We start from the raw sequence: 16,861 nt of genomic DNA on the forward strand, positions 1-16,861 counted from the left end.
AAACTGGTTTACAGACTGTTGCTACTGTACTTCATAAACCTGCAATCTGCTGTAACTATTTTTTCACATCCGTCTGGCTTAGGATATATGTTATTTATCCTCCATGTATACTCTTATTACGCATCTGTTACTTCGGTTTCAAACTGCACTTGTCTGTACAAATGGGCGATCGCATACTGTGCCAGAATCACAATTGTAGGCGATTATGCTTGTTATAAATGGTATGTGCTTTTCAGATGGGAGCAAATTAGGTGATCGCTTTGAAAAAAAAACTTTCTGGTGGTACGGCGGCTACTAACCTTGAACTCTCACCGATAACCTATGTTCCGTCTACACTAAAGCAGTGTTCAACTGCTGTCGCTACCATGCAGAATCGTTTATCTTTAAATCAGAATAATTCAATTTTCTTCGGCAGAATCCAATGAGTGTTGTAATTCCTGATGACAAATTATCTCTCGCAATTATATTTATTGCTTTAATTCTGTGTCATCCTTTTCTAAAATTTCTATCAATTCTACGCCTTGATATTTGCGTGCCACCTCATTAAATAGTTGAATAAAGGCTTTAATCTCGCTTAATACGCCATATTTTGGCGACTTTACCAAAGTTACATTTATGATGGAATGAGGTTGACCATTTTGCATATAAAAGTCAACTACCTTACCATCAACGCTCATTAAACTCTATATATCAGGATGACCACTTTCTCTTGTCCAGCCATAAACATTCAGAGAAAGTAAATAGAAGATTTGCTCTAAGCAGCCTCCCATCAATTTTAAGAAATCACAAATATCTACTTTTGACCAGTAATCTTGGGGCTTAATTACTGCCTGTTTGTCTATATGTGAGTCTATTTTGTCTCTCACAATTCGTAAATTACTTTGATTATCTATTACATCTAATATAAATTGCTTCTTTTTATTTATAATTTCTTTATGCTGAGGAGATGCTAGTAAAGTATAATTTTTAGCATTACTTTCTAATTCATTAAACATATCTAAAATGCCACCTACCATTGCATAGAGAGGAGATGAGAGTTGCTTTACTAATCGTTGATCGGCATTGTGATCGTCGAAATTAGCTAGACTCTCCATAATCTTTGAAAGATCCCGCATCGCTTCAAGACATTGGAGTAACTTAAAAGATATCTCATTAGATCCACGCCAGCCAGTATAAGATTCGGATAAGGCTGGATCGTTAATTTTAGGTTCGCTCTGATCAATATACAGAGGAATACCTCTCTTGTGATTCTCCCTGCTTTCTTCTTTAGTTGTCTCTGACATATTAAGCTTTACCCTATATTTAACTTTCCAATTTAGAACATATGCTAAAAAATAGTTCTACTGGATTATTCTTCAAAAGTATTCCGTATATTCACTTGATTTTGTACCTGAGTACGGCTATTTCTACATCCACCGAATTGCTACCCTGACCAAGCACTAACGGTCTAGCATTTTATCTCGTAAATGCTTTCTGGCGATCGCCTCTCAGATTTTTCGTAATAATTCCCGAATAGCCATAGCACAATCAGGGAAGGCTAAAGGTGAAATTGTCACATCCTCTGCAAGTATGCTCTCACTGTGATATCCGTCTGGACTAGGGAGACGATACATATACAACTTGCGTCCATTCACATCTACAATCCAGTACTCAATAATACCTGACTTAGCATAAGCGATCGCTTTTACTTCTCGATCATATTTAAGACTAGAATCAGCTATTTCAATTAGTAAAAACACTTCCGAAGCATTGGGATGGTGATCCTCATAATCTAATGGATTCAGCTTCACTACTGAAATATCTGGTTCTGGTTCCGAGTAATCGTCAAGTTGCACTGGTGACTGGATTCTTAATAAAACTTTGTCACCCAAACGTTGACGTAATAACCTTTCTGTGCGGGTAATTGCTGATTCGTGAGCAGTTCCTTTTGCTGACATTTTGATGATTTGTCCCGCGATTAATTCTAAGCGTTCTTCAGGATGAAAAATCCCCATTTCCGCCATTCGGTGATATTCTTGAACACTAATTAGGCGAATATTGGTCAGCATAAGATTCACGTTAATGTCCCAACATTTTATCTCGCTGATGATTAATGCGATCGCAATGAACGAATAGTTAACCACATTACGGGATGAAGATTCGCCTTGCACCTCGATAACTATCTTGTATCTTGCACAATTTCAATCAGACTTTCAACACACTGACCTCGATATTCAGAGTCGTTTAGCAGTCGATCGGCATTGCCAATCGTAATTACGGGTAACGATGCTAAGGTATTTTCTTCACGTATGACTTGTTCGAGCGAATCTTTCTTTTTCATGCTGCGATTAGCTGTAAGCAAAATCATCTGATTTTCCTGAGCTAATCGCCAAACAACCCTGTCATCACTGTTGATCGATAAATCCATTTCTGCAAATATGATAAGGTGACTTTTACCCTGAATATCAATTAGTAAAGTTAGGAAAAAACAAAAATGGCAACTATCTACGGCACCACAGGTTCTGACACAAGAAATGGAACTTCGGGAAATGACATATTATATGGATGGGCTAGGGGTGGCAATGCTAATAGCCCGTCTGGTAATGACACCCTGAATGGCAGCTTTGGTGACGATATCTTAAATGGTGGTACTGGTAATGACAGCCTTTTGGGTGGCGCTGGCATATGATAAGCTGATTGGCAATGATGGCAACGACGTGCTGACTGGCGGCACCCGTAATGACACCTTAGAAGGTGGGGCGGGTGCTGACAACCTTTTCGGTGGCGCTGGCAATGATAGCCTGATTGGCAATGATGGCAATGACGTGTTACAAGGTAATGCCAGTAATGACGCCCTAGTTGGAGGCTTGGGCAGCGACATACTTGCAGGCGGAGACGGTAATGACGACCTAGTTGGAGGCTTGGGCAAGGACATACTTACAGGCGGAGACGGTGCCGATAAATTTTACTTTAATTCCCCAGATGAAGGAATTGATACCATCACTGACTTCAATAACATATCTGATGATGATGAGATTTGGATTTCCGCCGAAGGTTTCGGAATAGATACAGACGCTCTCGATGCGGTTACGCTCAACAGCAGTACAGGCGCACTGTTCGTTGAAGACACTCAGATTGCGACATTTTCTAATTTCATCTTGCTTTTCAATGGTACCATCAACATTTTCTAGAAACCGTGTGTTAAGTCAACCACAACCGAGAGATTGACCATATCAGCTAGCCGATCCCACTGAGCATCTGTTGTAGATTCAAACTGAGCCTTCCATCTTTGCTCATCCTCTATCTCGGCAAGAAGACGAGCAGCGATGCCTGCGGCGGGCTACGCCTACGCATCCTATTCGGCAACAGGTATTTTCAGTTGCGCGATGTCTACGACGGGCGTAGCTGCGGCACGCTCAAGTAACTCAGTCATGGCTACCACACTCTTAAAACGTAAATGGCATCTTATCCATTATCGCTTCTTGGTGGCAAGTTGAGCGCTTTGTCACTCAAGGGATAACCTTTCTGCGTGGGTTATTGCTGATTCGTGAGTATAAGTTTCACATTAACGTCCTAGCATTTTATCCCGCAGATGTTTAATGCGATCGCCTCAGCCAGTGCAGCCCTATAGCAATGCAATAAATTCCTCTACGCTTAAATCAGCATCCCGAATTATTGCCCGCAACGTACCCTTAGCTAATTCCTGATGATCTGGGACAACAACTTGAGCAAACGGTTCATCTCGTCGTAGAATAATATGGCTACTTTGCCTACGCTTTTCGTAAAAACCCACCTTTTCTAAGGCTTTGGTGCAATCTCTTCCTGAAATGCTCGGTAGTTTGCTCACACGAGTACCAGAAACGTTTCAAAGTTATCTTCTGGAACAGGCAAGCCATCCTCCTCCAACGCGGCGATGTAACCTGAGATCGCCTCTTTGATATTGGAAAGCGCTTCCTGTTTAGTCTTACCCTGGCTAAGACAACCTTTTAGGCTGGGACACTCTACAATCCAGTAGCCATCTTCATCTCGATACACGATTACCTGTCTCATATTGATAACAAAAAATGTGTATAACTGTTCTCGATCTTAGCAAGTAAGCCTCCTAAATCTGCCTTCCACTTGCATTTCAACCTCAAACTATATATTTCTCGGTGCGTCTATGCATCCTCGTCGATCATTTATTAAATTGTCGGTTGGCTTCGGTTTCAAACTGCACTATTCTAAGCAAGTATTTTATCCCGTAGATGCTTTACTGGCGATGTCTACGACGGGCTACGCCTACGCGCATGGAAAAGCTAACGGTTAGGCTGCTGGCGCTACAATTTCTGAAGCAGTTCATCATACTCTGCATGTGCGCCAATCCAGAACCAGTAAATATGATCATCCTGCAACAAGCCAAGAACGCGGTAGTCTAAACTAACACGAGCCGAATATATTGGTTGGCGCTGGCTAACTCGTTTGAACTGAAGACTATTGTGGTAAGGATCTAAACGCCAAAGAGCATAGGCTTTGGCAGCTTGCTCTTGAACTGATGCAGGAAGCCCATCAAGTTTCTTGCGAAATACCTTCGTAACACTTGACTTCATTGCTCAGAGGGAAAAACGTCAGCTAGAGGAGTGATGTCGCCAGCAGCAATTTCCTGCCGTACCACATCAGCTAGCCGATCCCACTGAGCATCTGTTGTAGATTCAAACTGAGCCTTCCATCTTTGCTCATCCTCTATCTCGGCAAGGAAACGAGCAGCGATCGCATCCTGTTCGGCAACAGGTAGAGTTTTCAGTTGCGCGATCGCACGCTCAAGTAACTCAGTCATGGCTACCACACTCTTAAAACGTAAATGGCATCTTATCCATTATCGCTTCTTGGTGGCAAGTTGAGCGCTTTGTCACCCAAGGGATAACCTTTCTGTGCGGGTAACTACTGTTTCGTGAGTATAAGATTCACGTTAATTTCCTAACATTTTATCCCGCAGATGTTTAATGCGATCACGCAATTTCCCCGCCTCTTCAAATTCCAGTTTCTTCGCCGCCTCTTTCATCTGTGCTTCTAACAGAGTAATCAACCCTGGAATCTGTTCTAATGGCAGTTCATCTATATGTTCATCTACAACTTTCAAATCAGTTGCATTTAACCGCCGAGATACATCTAAAAATGCCAAAATCGCGTTACTTGATTTTTTGACAATTGGTTGCGGTGTAATCCCATGCAGTCGATTATGTGCTGTCTGAATACCACGCCGTCTATCTGTTTCATCAATAGCTTTAATCATGCTACCTGTCATATTATCGGCATACAAAATCGCCTGTCCCTGGATGTGACGCGCGGCTCTACCAATAGTTTGAATTAAGGAACGCTCGGTTCGTAAGAAACCTTCTTTATCTGCATCCATAATTGCTACTAAGGAAACTTCAGGTAAATCTAAACCTTCCCGCAGCAAGTTCACACCAACTAATACATCAAATTTCCCCTCGCGCAAGTTCTGCAAAATTTCAATGCGCTCAATAGAAGTAATCTCGGAGTGTAAATACCTTACCCTTATACCGTGGTCTTGTAAATATTCGGTTAAATCTTCCGCCATCCGCTTAGTTAATGTGGTAATTAACACTCGTTCATGGCGATCGGCTCTATCTTTAATTTCTCCCAACAAATCATCAATTTGTCCTTCTGTGGGACGCACGGAAATTTCTGGATCAACTACCCCAGTTGGTCGAATCACTTGCTCAACTACATGATCTTCAGAAAGTTCTAATTCCCAATTTCCAGGAGTTGCTGAAACAAAAACACACTGATTCACCTTTTCCCAGAATTCTTCTGCTTTCAAAGGACGGTTATCAGCAGCGCTAGGAAGCCGAAATCCATGTTCAATTAAAACTTTTTTTCTCGCTTGATCGCCGTTATACATGCCGCGAATTTGTGGCACAGTAACGTGAGATTCATCTATAACTAGTAGCCAATCTTTGGGAAAATAATCAATTAAACATTCTGGCGCTTCTCCAGCTTGTCTTCCTGCTAAGTGACGGGAATAATTCTCAACGCCGTTGCAGTAACCTACTTCGCGCAGCATTTCCAAGTCATAGCGTGTACGTTGATCTATGCGTTGCGCTTCTAATAGTTTCCCAGCTTGTTCTAAGTCTAGTTTTTGCTGTTTTAATTCTGCTGCGATGTCATTACAAGCTACTTCTAACCGTTCTTCTGGGGTGACAAAGTGGCGTGCTGGGTAGATATTTACCGCTTCCAAACTTTTGAGAATTTCCCCTGTCACCGGGTCAATGTAGCGAATCGCGTCAATTTCATCACCAAAGAATTCCACACGAATAATTCGGTCTTCATAAGCTGGGCCAATTTCCAAGACATCACCACGGACGCGAAATTTTCCCCGACCCATTTCTATGTCGTTGCGGCTATATTGAACATTTGCCAAATCCCGTAAAATTTGGCGTTGATTTACTTCCATACCTATCTGAAGGGGGATGGCAGCTTTCAGATATTCTGCTGGCATTCCTAAACCATAAATGCAGCTGATAGAAGCAACGACAATGACATCACGGCGTTCAAAAAGCGATCGCGTCGCTGAATGCCGCAACATATCTATTTCATCATTAATCGCTGCCGTTTTTTCAATATAAGTATCGGTAACGGGAATATACGCTTCTGGCTGATAATAATCGTAGTAGCTAACAAAATACTCAACTGCGTTGTTGGGAAAGAAATCTCGCAACTCGTTACAAAGCTGGGCAGCAAGGGTTTTGTTATGCGCCAGAACTAAAGTAGGCTTGCCAATTTTCTCAATAACTGCTGCTACCGAAAATGTCTTGCCAGTTCCAGTAGCTCCTAGTAAAGTTTGGTAACGATTACCCGCTTGGATACTAGCAGTAAGTTGTGCGATCGCTTGTGGTTGATCGCCTGTCGGACTAAAGGGAGCTTGAAGACAAAATTCTGTCATACAGTTTTGCTGTTAATACCCTATTTCATGGTGACGATTCCGCCCTGTATCCATTGTAGCTGGGTTATTAGAGCAAATAAATAGTAATAATTCTTCACAAAAATTATTTATTTAAATTTACTTATGTATTAGTTTTAAAGATTCTTATATCTATATGAGGTTTTTTAAGGTTAAACTCTAATGTATATGGGAAAAAATTTCATCTTTACCTTAATTATTGTAAAATTCAATTAACAAACCAGAGGTTTTCGTTTATGACTATTAGCAACGCTGGCAAAGCAACTAGTTCTCGGCAAAAGTATGCCAAGTCTCTAGGGGAAGCTAGAGAGGAAGTTGAAAATCAACAAGACCAGAGCTTGAATGCTGATAAAGTCGATGAAGTTAATGAACTGCCAGTTGGAGCTTCTGGAACACTCGCCATTTCTGGAATTCGTCCCATAGGCGCTAGCGACTTAGAAGTTGCTGAACACCTCTCAATTGCTGGGGTGCGTCCCGTTAGCACCAGTAGCTTGGAAGTAGTTGAAACCTATAACTCAATGGGTATTCGTCCAATTGGCGCTAATAAATTTGAAGTCGTTGAAAGTATAAATCTCTCTGGGGTTCGTCCAATTGGCTCAAGTTTATTGGTAATTGATGAAAGCTATTCCACCTTCGGTAATCGTCCGATCGCATCAAATGAGATTGACAATTCTGAAAACCTGATGGGTTTTCTAGATTAGACAAATAAAATATCCTCATAACTTTATTAACCCAGTTTCTATACGAAGCTGGGTTTTTTATTTAAACAGTCAAAAGTAGAGAATTTGCACTTGTTCTATGTCTTTTAGCATAGGTAATTCAGCCGTTCTTGCTTTAGTTAAGATTCAAATAATAGCCAAGATGCTTACTCTAACTAGTTTTCTTAATTTTTAATTCTTAATTTCTAATTTTTAATTGTTTAATATGTCTTGTGGTAGAAGGCTTTAGCAAAAACTTTAAGTTAGTGTGTAAAAGTAATAACAAAACATTTCAAAGTTTGTTTACAAATTTGAAATGAATTTTTGATTAAATAGGAGTACAAAATGAGCATAGAAGATCGCGCAAAAGCAGCCGCTAAAAATGTTGAAGGTAAAGCCCAAGAAGCTTTAGGAAATGTCACTGGAGATCCAGAAGATAAAGCAAAAGGTAAAGCAAAGCAAGCTGAAAGCGAAGTACGTCACGGCATTGAAGACGTAAAAGATAGTGTCAAGAAAAATATTGACTAATAAATAGTTCAAATTTTTTGCAGAAATAGGAATATAAATGGGGTGGATTCCATTTTTGCAAAAAAGCATGAAGGATTGAAGATTCAATGCTATATTTTTTTCTTCTACTCTTAGCAAGCGTGGAAAGTTAATGAAGTAGCTTGATTTGCGGAATTTCTTGTAGACTTGTAGAGACGTAATTTCTTACGTCTCTGCATTAAAAAATAAATGTATTACAAATTAGAGCAATAACCTCTATATATCTCTATATCTATATATTCCAAGTTTATAAAAGCAATTAGTTTAAATATAAAACCTATTCTATCTGTTGTTTAAAGTGTTTTTTCGGGAGGTAAAAAAATGATTCTGCTTCAGCAAAGTCGCAAAATATTGGCGACTTTTATTTTAATCGGAATACTAATGATAACTACCGCCTGTGGTGGTGGTACAAGTACAATGTCACGAGTTGACCGTTCAACTACTCCCTCAGCAATTGGCCGAGATGTAACTTATGCAGAGTTAGAGCGAGGCAATACCCCAGGAGGACAAACCTTTGGTAACTGGGTTGTGCAAGCATCTCAAGGATTAGTTCAGGACGCTTTTGTTCGTGATAACAACAAACTGGGTGTTGTAATTTCCCCTAAAGTTCGTCCGAACGAAGTGCGACCATTAGCAAAATCTTTAGTTCAAGGTTTTCATAAAAACTTCCCAAAACAAGACTTGAAGGTTTTGATTTACGCACCTGATAAACAATTGATTTTGACTACTGAATATGACACTCAAACTAATCAAGTCAAGTATACCTAATTGCTGTATTTGCAATTGAAACTTGAAGATAGTTTGATGAATTTGGAATTAGGGTCTGCAAATACTAGTACAGCAAGCGTAGAAATAAACGTACCATTTCAAATGGCGCAAGAAGCTCGGAAGAAAGTTTTTTTGACTTTTGACTTTTGAATGCATGATTTCCGCCTTGCGGTACTAGCCATACTAAAAAATTTGATAAAAAAGGAGATTATTAAAGTGGCAACCAGCGAAGATTATAAGCGTCAAATAATGAAAGATTTGGCTAAAGGTGATGTTGAATCTCTGGATGATACCACAGCTGAATCAACGGCGGAATATCAAAACTTTGATGATTTTGCTCAACGGACAACACCAGATCAACGTCGGCACTTATTTGGTCGATCTTTACATCCCGATCACATTCCGACCAGCCAAATGGAGCCAGAATTACAACAGGCGATCGCACAAATTAAACCCAATGAACGGGATGATGTAGCAAGAGCCTTTTTCAAACACTTGAAGGAAAGAAAACTAGACGAGAAGCATCTAGAGCAACAGTTGGGGCTTTCTACACACCACCCCAGCCGCATGAGTGCTGATGATGTTAGCAAACTAGCGTCCTTTGTGTATCATAACCATCCCGACATTTTCCGCGAAGTGCTGGCAGAGCAACCAGGGATTATCAAGTTTCTCAGTAATCCTGTAGTAGCAGGCATTCTCGGAATTGCGGCGGCTAAGTGGTTGGGTAGTCACAAGTAACTTCTGAATTTTAAGTTTGGAGGATGAGTAAGAGATTAGGTGGGTTATATTACCCACCTTTATTTTTTTGCTTATTAAAATGGACTGTATTGCGTTAGCGAGTCCGCGAGCGTCATTGCGTAGCTTGCTTCTCGCCTTTGGCGAGTATTGCGAATTGCGAATTGGTTTAACGCTCTTAAATTTACAATCAATGAGAATATACCGTGAGCCTAACTCTTTATTTCCTCCGTCACGGACAAACAGAATGCAGCCGCAATAATTCCTTTTGCGGTTCCATAGACTCAGAACTTACGCCAGAAGGCTTGGAGATGGCAAAGGCTTTTGCTGACGCATATAGTTCTATGGATTGGACAGCAATATTTTGTAGTCCAATGCAGCGAACTGTATTGACAGCAAAACCTTTATGTGAAGCAATACAGATAGAACCACAACTCAGAGATGGTTTAAAGGAAATCAACTATGGTAAGTGGGAAGGAAGAACGCCAGAAGTAATTAGCCGTGAATATCACGATGATTATATTCGCTGGTCAGCAGATCCGGCTTGGAATGCTCCAACTGGCGGAGAAATGGCTGTCACAATTGCTTCTCGTGCCTTACAGGTAATTGAAGAAATCAAGCAAAATTATAGTAGTGGTAATGTTTTAATCGTTGCACACAAGGCAACTATCAGAATTATGCTGTGTAGTGTACTGGGGATTGATGTGGGACGCTTCCGTTTTCGTTTGGGATGCCCTGTTGCTTCGGTCAGTATTGTAGAATTTACCTCACATGGCCCACTATTAAAGGTTTTGGCAGACCGTAGTCATTTGGATGAGCAGTTGCGAAATTTACCGGGAACGTGAAGGAGTTAGGAGTTATTATTTTTACCTTGCTCACCCTCGCTATCTGGCTCAGTGTATTTGCAGTAAACGTTTATTCCAATTTTTAAAATATATAATACGAGAATTGTTGCGATGTCTACGACGGGCTACGCCTACGCACCATCAATCGGTATTCCATGTACTGCTGTAACGGCAACCAATGAGCCAATGATACATTTATGGAGTATTTGTTAGTTCCTGAATTAACTCATCAGGTGTGATAATTCTGGGAGTAGCAACTGGAAAATCTCTAGGATTGCGAGTAATAATAGCATCGAAGTGATTGAGTACCGCAGCGCTGTATTGAATAGCGTCTTCAAAATCTCTAAAGTTAGCAGTTAATGCCATATTGATTGTGGTACTCTCTACTGTTGCGACTTGACAGAAGGTTACAATTCTATTTAAAAGGGATAGAGCAGATGCTCGACCTTTATCTTTCCGAATGATGTAGTAGAGGTCAATTCATCAATTGTTGCGTTTAGCTTGTAGGCTTGCATATTGGTTTTCCTCATCTATATATAATTAAATAATATTTCAGGCAATTTCACAGATTATGTTTCTCCTTTAAAGCTTCCCATCTGGCTTGGTCTGGGTCAAAGTCTGGTGGTGTTGGTGGGGCATTTTCAAATAAACATTTCAAAAAAAATAAAACAGGTGCGTAGGTTGGGGAGCCACTCATGTGGGCGGGTTTCCCGACTTGAGTGAAGTGGCGTTTGAACGGAGTGAAACCCAACAATTACAAGACTTTGAGGTGTTGGGTTTCGTCCCTCAACCCAACCTACATTCTATTTACCACAATCGATATCTCCTAGAAAATTACCTAGAGAGAATTTATTAGTTCTTGAATCAACGATCGCAGTTATAAGTGAATGTCTTGTCGTCACTAAGATTACAACATTAAGCCTTAACGTTACGAGATTAAGCCTTAACGTTACGACATTAAGCCTTAACGTTACGACATTAAGCCTTAACGTTACAACATTAATCACCAGCATCATAAGATTAAGGCTTAACGTTACGACATTAAGCCTTAACATTACAACTTTTTGACAAAAGCTTATGCGATCGCTCTTTAGGGTAGTGCGCTTTGCGCGATCGCTATCAATACTTAAACAAAACTTATTTGAAGGGCTGCGAGATCCCCAACTTCTTGAAGAAGTCGGGGATTTGAATTAACCTAGCCCATCCTGCACTAAACTCTCATCAACTATGTCAAACCCTTATTGATACGTTAATTGAAGACATATTATAGTCCGCCGTGAAAAGCCTTCTCTAGACTGAGTTGTAAATTTATGGCTAAGTCTAAAGATATATATTTTGTATATCTAAAGATAGATTGTATGAAATGCTGAACTAGTGGTAATTATACTGAAAGAAAGTAATCAAATTTTCTTTCCTTGTAAGGTGCATAGGTCATTTCCAGATTATGGAAATGGCTATCAGCCTGTTAGATGATCTACAAGTACAGCACGGCGTAAATCCACATACCATCTCTATATAACAAGCCTTGGGGCAAAATCCCCTTCTTAAAGGTAAGAAAACTGACGCCGACCTGTACTAGTTGAACGCAGAAAAATTCATATTTACTGCGATGCCTGCGGTGGTCACTCAGCTTCTTGTACTGACTTGTGCCGCAATGCCCTGAGCGTAGCCGAAGGGAGCATCTCGACTTGCGGACATGGAGCCGGAGCCAAGGTAGCGCAGTCGAAGTATGTCGGGCGTTGCATAAATGCAGGATGAATCGGCGCTTGAAATCATTGATAATTCGTTCCAAATTGGGCGAAATCATCCGATGATTCAGCAACGCCGTATGTCGTTCGCGCAGCGTCTCGTAGAGAAGTGCGGGCTAGACCTACGCATCTATTGTTGGGTGGGTTTAATGCCCTGAAATTCTAATTATTTTGTTGGAACTAGGACTTACGCACTGTACAAAAAGACTGGATTATGCATAACGTGCGCGATCGCGTGCAAACAGCTTTTGCGATCTTACTAACCTAATTAAGAGGATTTTGCTCATGTCTAGACTAAACGTTCCACCCAATTTCATCGGCACTGGGGGTGCAGATACTTTAATCGGAGAACAGTTAAATGCATCACCCGCAATTGGTATCGATATTTTAACTGGAGGTTCCATTCGTACACTCTCAGGAATAGACACGATCACTGGCATCGCTACTGGCGATAACGGCCCTGAACAGAGCAGCGACGGTGCTTCTGGAACAGGCATCGCTAACAGTGGCGGTATTGATGCAGGAGATGGAAACGATGCGATCGCTGGCACAGGCAACGGTGGCAGTGGCAGTGGCGGTCTCAATGACAGTGGCAATGGTGCTTTTGGGACAGGCATTGCTAACAGCGGCGGTATTAATGCAGGAAATGGAAACGACACGATCACCGGCACCGCTACTGGCGGCACAGGTGGTTCGGGTTACTTCGGCGGCAATGGCGGTAATGCAATCGGCATCACTAACAGTGGCAGTATTAATGCAGGAGATGGAAACGACGCGATCGCCGGCACCGCTACTGGCGGCGAGAGTGGTGGGGGTTTCGTGGGCGGCAGCGGCGGTACTGGGACGGGCATCGCTAACAGTAGCAGTATTAATACAGGCTCAGGAAAAGACACGATCACTGGCATAGGGAGGGGCAGCGACGGCGGCAGAGACGGCGGCGGTGGCGCTACTGGAACTGGTATCACTAACAGTAAGGAACTGGATACCGGAGACGGAGATGACACGATCACTGGCACAGGTACTGGCGGCATCGGCTATCGCGGTACTACTGCTGGAATCGGCATCCAAAACACTAAAGACGCCACCATTACTACAGGGTCGGGCAACGACACGATTACGGGTTATGGGAACAGTTCTGAAAAAAACGCCACCAGCTATGGCATCTTCAACGATGGAGTCATTGAAACGGGCAAGAATTCTGACAAACTTACCGGACAAGCATCTTCAACAATTAGTGGTACTGCATACGGCATTTATGGACAAGGAATCATCAAGACTGGCGATGGGAATGACTCTCTTATCGCCACCAGTATCCTAGATGGAGTTCAACAAAAAGTCTCTATCGGTGGCGGGATCAAGATTGATCTGGGCACTGGGAATGACTACTTGAAAGGATTTGGGGAAGCGAGTGTTGATGGTGGTAAAGGTTTTGACACCCTGGATTTGGGCGCTTTCAATCGCTCCCAAGTGATTGTATCTGGTGTTATTTCTGGCAATACTCTTAATTCTGCCAACATCAGTTTCAACAACAATGGAAACACGATTACCTTATCTACGACTAACTTTGAGAAATTTATCTTTGCAGATAGCTCTTTCTCCTACAGCACTTTGGCAAACGGGGCATGAGGAGTGTTAATTCCTCTATCTCGTGTTTTAACCCCTGAGTGTTTAATTGAGTTTACGTCCCCCTCCAGTTGAGTTGATCCGAACTTTCTGAGGTTCTGCCTCAACTTGTCGCTCTTTATGTCTCAATTTCTCTTGTTTAACTAACAATAGGACTTACGCACGCTCTACGAATTCTTCTCTGCGAGACGCTGCGCGAAGGCGTTCTTGGCGTCTTGGCGGTTCGATAAATTAAGCTTTTAGGCGATTTTTGCGTAAGTCCCATAACAAGAGAAATTGAGCATAGCTAATTGCCAATATTTGTTTAGTACGGTGGGGATATTTGTAAATATAGGGTGGGTTACACCTTCCTCGTAACCCACTATTGCTATCAAAGACTCTCGGCATAGATAATTTGGTGCATTAGCCTACCCTTCTCCTATCGGAGATGCTACGCGTAGCTTGCTTAAGAGCAGGGGTGCGGGAACGCTAAAAGCGAACGGCATAACACACCCTACAAAGATACTTGGTATGATTTGGGTTTACGTAGCTTTTAATTCGGTACAGATACAGCCATAATTTACTCAAATTATCACTGAATTCTCTTATGCTGCCAGTTATTGAAAGTATTGTATTACGTCAAATGGCTTCGGGCGATCGCCTATCCTTACAACTATACAAATTCATTGGCGCTCAACCTGGTAAAAAGGTTTACATTCAATCTAATCTACATGGTGCAGAAATTGCTGGTAATGCCGTTATTCACCAGCTAATTGAATTTTTATTATCAACAAATCATACAGATTTAACTGGAGAAATTTGGCTGCTTCCCGTTTGTAATCCAATGGGAACAAATGAACGCGCTCACCATTTCTCTCCTGGGAGATACTGCGTTTACGAAGCCAAAGACTGGAATCGCATATTTTGGGATTACGAGAAAGAAGCTGATGATTTAGTAGCTTTTACTAAATCTCAACTTCATATCGATCTAAAGGTCGTTCGACAAAATTATCTAACTATAATTAAGCAACAATTTGCAAAAATTTTAGAAAAAATTAATTCTCCTAGTGGTGTGCCCTACACTGAGCTTTTTGGCTACAAGCTACAAAACCTGAGTATAGATGCAGACTACTTAATTGACTTACATAGTTCTACAAATCAAGCTTTAGACTACGTTTATTACTTCCGAAATCGAGAAGACAGTGCAAAATACTTCCTACTTGATTTCGGAATCTTACTTGATAAATATGATGGTGATGCTTTTGATGAAGCTTTTATCAAACCTTGGTTAGCACTGGAAGCTTGTTTTCAAGATTTAGGTAGAGAAATCAAGTTTGATGTGGAAGCTTGGACACTGGAATTAGGCTCAGGAATGCAAATGAACCCTGATTCAGTCGCTAAAGGCGTACGGGGTGTAAAAAATTATTTAGTGCAAAAAGGTGTACTGCAAAGTCATAATTTATTGGATAACACAAAAAACCATGAAATGACCTTTGCATCTAGCAGCAACCGGAAAAAATATTATGCGATCGCAGGTGGGATGATTAAATCGAGAATAGCATTAGGTAGTTCTGTAAAAGCTGGAGAAAAATTGTATCAAATTCTCAGTTTTAATAAAGAAGGTCACTTACCTAATGTAATAGATGTCTGCGCTCAACATGATGGATTGGTTTATGATGTTGCAACCAATCAAGCCGTAAATGAAGGCGAATTTGTATTGGGAATTATTAGTTAGTCATTTGTCATTTGTCATTTGGAGTTGAGAGTTTAGAGTTTTTTAACTCCTCACTCTTCACTCCTCACTCAGCACTCACTTCAGTCTCCTAAATAAATACCCATACCACGAGCGGTTTTAACTAAAGTACCATTGGGATCGACGGCGCTATATTGAGCGATCGCTTCTGTAATTGGTACACTTAAAACTTGGCGATTTTGCCATGTCACCATGCGATCGTATTTATCCTCTGCAATTAGATTAACTGCCGCAACACCAAAAGCAGTTGCAACTAATCTATCTAATGGTGAAGCAGTTCCACCCCGTTGAATGTGTCCTAAAACTGTGACTCGCGTTTCTACACCAATGTGTTCAATAATTTTATCTGCTAAATATTCGCCAATTCCACCGTATCGAGATTGACCTAAGCGATTTGTAATTGTCACATTTTCCCCATCGTGGGTACGAACCGCTTCAGAAACAATTATCAAACAATAGTTTTTGCCTTTCTCTTGGCGTTCTTTAATTTTGTGGCAAATATGCTCAACTGTGTAAGGGATTTCAGGAATTAAAATTACATTTGCTCCCCCCGCAATTCCCGCAGCTATAGCTATGTGTCCAGCATCACGCCCCATTACTTCCAAAATCATGACTCGGCTATGACTTGCAGCAGTAAAATGCAACCTATCTAATGCTTCTGTGGCAATATTGACTGCTGTATCAAAACCAATAGCATGTTCAGTAACGCCAATATCGTTATCAATCGTTTTGGGAATACCTACTAGATTAATGCCGCCTTGTTGGGCGAGGCGGCGGAGAATTGCCAAACTACCATCACCGCCAATACCAATCAAAGCGTTTAAACCTAGCTCATGATAACCTGCAATGATTTCTTCGGAGCGATCGCATAAACTCCCATCCGCCATTGGAAAAGCAAAAGGGTCGCCTTTATTGGTTGTCCCTAACATTGTGCCACCCGCAGTTAACAGCGAGTCAACTTGATCAACTTCCAGCTTAGTAAATTGTGGGGGACGCGCCATTAATCCTAGAGTCGCTTGACGAATTCCCAAAACCTCCCAGCCGTAAGTATCCACAGCACAATTCACTACAGCCCTAATCACAGCATTTAAGCCAGAACAATCACCTCCACTCGTAAGAATTCCTATGCGCTTGAGTTCTCCAATATCTTTTCTTGACATTTTGATCCAAATGTATGAACCTATCCCACTAATAATATTTTGTGAATCCAGATGTGGATAGTAGCG

The 16,861-nt window shown here is 41.3% G+C and carries 22 protein-coding genes; 10 read left to right on the forward strand and 12 right to left on the reverse strand.

The window, feature by feature from the left end:
* Positions 1 to 467: 467 nt before the first annotated feature.
* From ACFE90_RS24890 to ACFE90_RS24905, 4 genes are all read right to left on the reverse strand, one after another.
* Entirely contained in the window at positions 468 to 677 is a 210-nt protein-coding gene (locus ACFE90_RS24890; RefSeq protein WP_375505137.1) for a hypothetical protein, read from the reverse strand.
* 6 nt (positions 678 to 683) lie between these two features.
* A complete protein-coding gene (locus tag ACFE90_RS24895; RefSeq protein WP_375505138.1) occupies positions 684 to 1,283 on the reverse strand; it encodes a hypothetical protein in 600 nt (199 codons plus the stop codon).
* 204 nt (positions 1,284 to 1,487) lie between these two features.
* The gene (locus tag ACFE90_RS24900) at positions 1,488 to 2,048 is read right to left on the reverse strand and encodes a Uma2 family endonuclease (RefSeq protein ID WP_375505153.1); all 561 of its coding nucleotides are present in this window, start codon (positions 2,046 to 2,048) and stop codon (positions 1,488 to 1,490) included.
* Positions 2,049 to 2,158: 110 nt separating this feature from the next.
* Positions 2,159 to 2,407, reverse strand: coding sequence for a hypothetical protein (locus ACFE90_RS24905; protein WP_375505139.1), 249 nt, complete (start codon positions 2,405 to 2,407; stop codon positions 2,159 to 2,161).
* Between the two features lie 66 nt (positions 2,408 to 2,473).
* Here ACFE90_RS24905 and ACFE90_RS24910 point away from each other — a divergent pair, with 66 nt between their 5' ends.
* Positions 2,474 to 2,668 carry a calcium-binding protein gene (locus ACFE90_RS24910; protein ID WP_375505140.1) on the forward strand — a complete coding sequence of 65 codons (195 nt, stop codon included), beginning with the start codon at positions 2,474 to 2,476 and terminating at the stop codon, positions 2,666 to 2,668.
* Positions 2,652 to 3,170, forward strand: coding sequence for a calcium-binding protein (locus tag ACFE90_RS24915; RefSeq protein WP_375505141.1), 519 nt, complete (start codon positions 2,652 to 2,654; stop codon positions 3,168 to 3,170). Before ACFE90_RS24910 ends, ACFE90_RS24915 begins: the two co-directional genes overlap by 17 nt.
* 434 nt (positions 3,171 to 3,604) lie before the next feature.
* Here the strand turns inward: ACFE90_RS24915 and ACFE90_RS24920 are convergent, their stop codons facing one another.
* Positions 3,605 to 3,826 carry a type II toxin-antitoxin system HicA family toxin gene (locus tag ACFE90_RS24920; RefSeq protein WP_334759173.1) on the reverse strand — a complete coding sequence of 74 codons (222 nt, stop codon included), beginning with the start codon at positions 3,824 to 3,826 and terminating at the stop codon, positions 3,605 to 3,607.
* A complete protein-coding gene (locus ACFE90_RS24925; protein WP_300413054.1) occupies positions 3,823 to 4,029 on the reverse strand; it encodes a type II toxin-antitoxin system HicB family antitoxin in 207 nt (68 codons plus the stop codon). Before ACFE90_RS24925 ends, ACFE90_RS24920 begins: the two co-directional genes overlap by 4 nt.
* A 109-nt stretch (positions 4,030 to 4,138) precedes the next feature.
* Here ACFE90_RS24925 and ACFE90_RS24930 point away from each other — a divergent pair, with 109 nt between their 5' ends.
* Positions 4,139 to 4,285 (forward strand): hypothetical protein, encoded by a 147-nt coding sequence (locus ACFE90_RS24930; protein ID WP_375505142.1) that lies wholly within the window; start codon positions 4,139 to 4,141, stop codon positions 4,283 to 4,285.
* A 10-nt stretch (positions 4,286 to 4,295) separates the two neighbouring features.
* On the opposite strand, the gene ACFE90_RS24935 is transcribed toward ACFE90_RS24930, so the two are convergent.
* The 3 genes from ACFE90_RS24935 to uvrB form a co-directional block, all read right to left on the reverse strand.
* The gene (locus tag ACFE90_RS24935; RefSeq protein WP_375505143.1) at positions 4,296 to 4,565 is read right to left on the reverse strand and encodes a hypothetical protein; all 270 of its coding nucleotides are present in this window, start codon (positions 4,563 to 4,565) and stop codon (positions 4,296 to 4,298) included.
* A complete protein-coding gene (locus tag ACFE90_RS24940; RefSeq protein ID WP_375505144.1) occupies positions 4,562 to 4,792 on the reverse strand; it encodes a hypothetical protein in 231 nt (76 codons plus the stop codon). Before ACFE90_RS24940 ends, ACFE90_RS24935 begins: the two co-directional genes overlap by 4 nt.
* A gap of 132 nt (positions 4,793 to 4,924) precedes the next feature.
* Entirely contained in the window at positions 4,925 to 6,922 is a 1,998-nt protein-coding gene (gene uvrB / locus ACFE90_RS24945; RefSeq protein WP_375505145.1) for an excinuclease ABC subunit UvrB, read from the reverse strand.
* A gap of 254 nt (positions 6,923 to 7,176) precedes the next feature.
* Between uvrB and ACFE90_RS24950 the strand changes: the two genes are divergently transcribed.
* From ACFE90_RS24950 to ACFE90_RS24970, 5 genes are all read left to right on the forward strand, one after another.
* Positions 7,177 to 7,641 carry a hypothetical protein gene (locus ACFE90_RS24950; protein WP_375505146.1) on the forward strand — a complete coding sequence of 155 codons (465 nt, stop codon included), beginning with the start codon at positions 7,177 to 7,179 and terminating at the stop codon, positions 7,639 to 7,641.
* A gap of 342 nt (positions 7,642 to 7,983) precedes the next feature.
* On the forward strand, positions 7,984 to 8,166 hold the full coding sequence (locus tag ACFE90_RS24955) for a CsbD family protein (RefSeq protein WP_334799374.1): 183 nt from the start codon (positions 7,984 to 7,986) through the stop codon (positions 8,164 to 8,166).
* Between the two features lie 339 nt (positions 8,167 to 8,505).
* On the forward strand, positions 8,506 to 8,952 hold the full coding sequence (locus ACFE90_RS24960) for a hypothetical protein (RefSeq protein WP_375505147.1): 447 nt from the start codon (positions 8,506 to 8,508) through the stop codon (positions 8,950 to 8,952).
* A 216-nt stretch (positions 8,953 to 9,168) separates the two neighbouring features.
* Complete coding sequence (locus ACFE90_RS24965) at positions 9,169 to 9,690, forward strand: hypothetical protein (RefSeq protein WP_375505148.1); 522 nt, start codon at positions 9,169 to 9,171, stop codon at positions 9,688 to 9,690.
* Positions 9,691 to 9,893: 203 nt separating this feature from the next.
* Positions 9,894 to 10,532 (forward strand): histidine phosphatase family protein, encoded by a 639-nt coding sequence (locus tag ACFE90_RS24970; protein ID WP_375505149.1) that lies wholly within the window; start codon positions 9,894 to 9,896, stop codon positions 10,530 to 10,532.
* Between the two features lie 195 nt (positions 10,533 to 10,727).
* On the opposite strand, the gene ACFE90_RS24975 is transcribed toward ACFE90_RS24970, so the two are convergent.
* Positions 10,728 to 11,012 (reverse strand): PIN domain-containing protein, encoded by a 285-nt coding sequence (locus tag ACFE90_RS24975; RefSeq protein ID WP_375505154.1) that lies wholly within the window; start codon positions 11,010 to 11,012, stop codon positions 10,728 to 10,730.
* A gap of 82 nt (positions 11,013 to 11,094) precedes the next feature.
* The gene (locus ACFE90_RS24980; protein ID WP_375505150.1) at positions 11,095 to 11,229 is read right to left on the reverse strand and encodes a hypothetical protein; all 135 of its coding nucleotides are present in this window, start codon (positions 11,227 to 11,229) and stop codon (positions 11,095 to 11,097) included.
* Positions 11,230 to 12,565: 1,336 nt separating this feature from the next.
* On the opposite strand from ACFE90_RS24980, the gene ACFE90_RS24985 reads away from it, so the two are divergent.
* Both ACFE90_RS24985 and ACFE90_RS24990 read left to right on the forward strand, forming a co-directional pair.
* Positions 12,566 to 13,906: a hypothetical protein gene (locus tag ACFE90_RS24985; protein WP_375505151.1), complete on the forward strand. Its 1,341-nt coding sequence runs from the start codon at positions 12,566 to 12,568 to the stop codon at positions 13,904 to 13,906.
* A 583-nt stretch (positions 13,907 to 14,489) separates the two neighbouring features.
* Complete coding sequence (locus ACFE90_RS24990; protein ID WP_375505152.1) at positions 14,490 to 15,617, forward strand: succinylglutamate desuccinylase/aspartoacylase family protein; 1,128 nt, start codon at positions 14,490 to 14,492, stop codon at positions 15,615 to 15,617.
* Between the two features lie 80 nt (positions 15,618 to 15,697).
* On the opposite strand, the gene ACFE90_RS24995 is transcribed toward ACFE90_RS24990, so the two are convergent.
* Positions 15,698 to 16,780 carry an ATP-dependent 6-phosphofructokinase gene (locus ACFE90_RS24995; protein ID WP_375505155.1) on the reverse strand — a complete coding sequence of 361 codons (1,083 nt, stop codon included), beginning with the start codon at positions 16,778 to 16,780 and terminating at the stop codon, positions 15,698 to 15,700.
* Between the last annotated feature and the right edge of the window lie 81 nt (positions 16,781 to 16,861).

Origin of the sequence: uncultured Nostoc sp. (genome assembly GCF_964245445.1) — a bacterium.
GTDB lineage: Bacteria > Cyanobacteriota > Cyanobacteriia > Cyanobacteriales > Nostocaceae > Nostoc.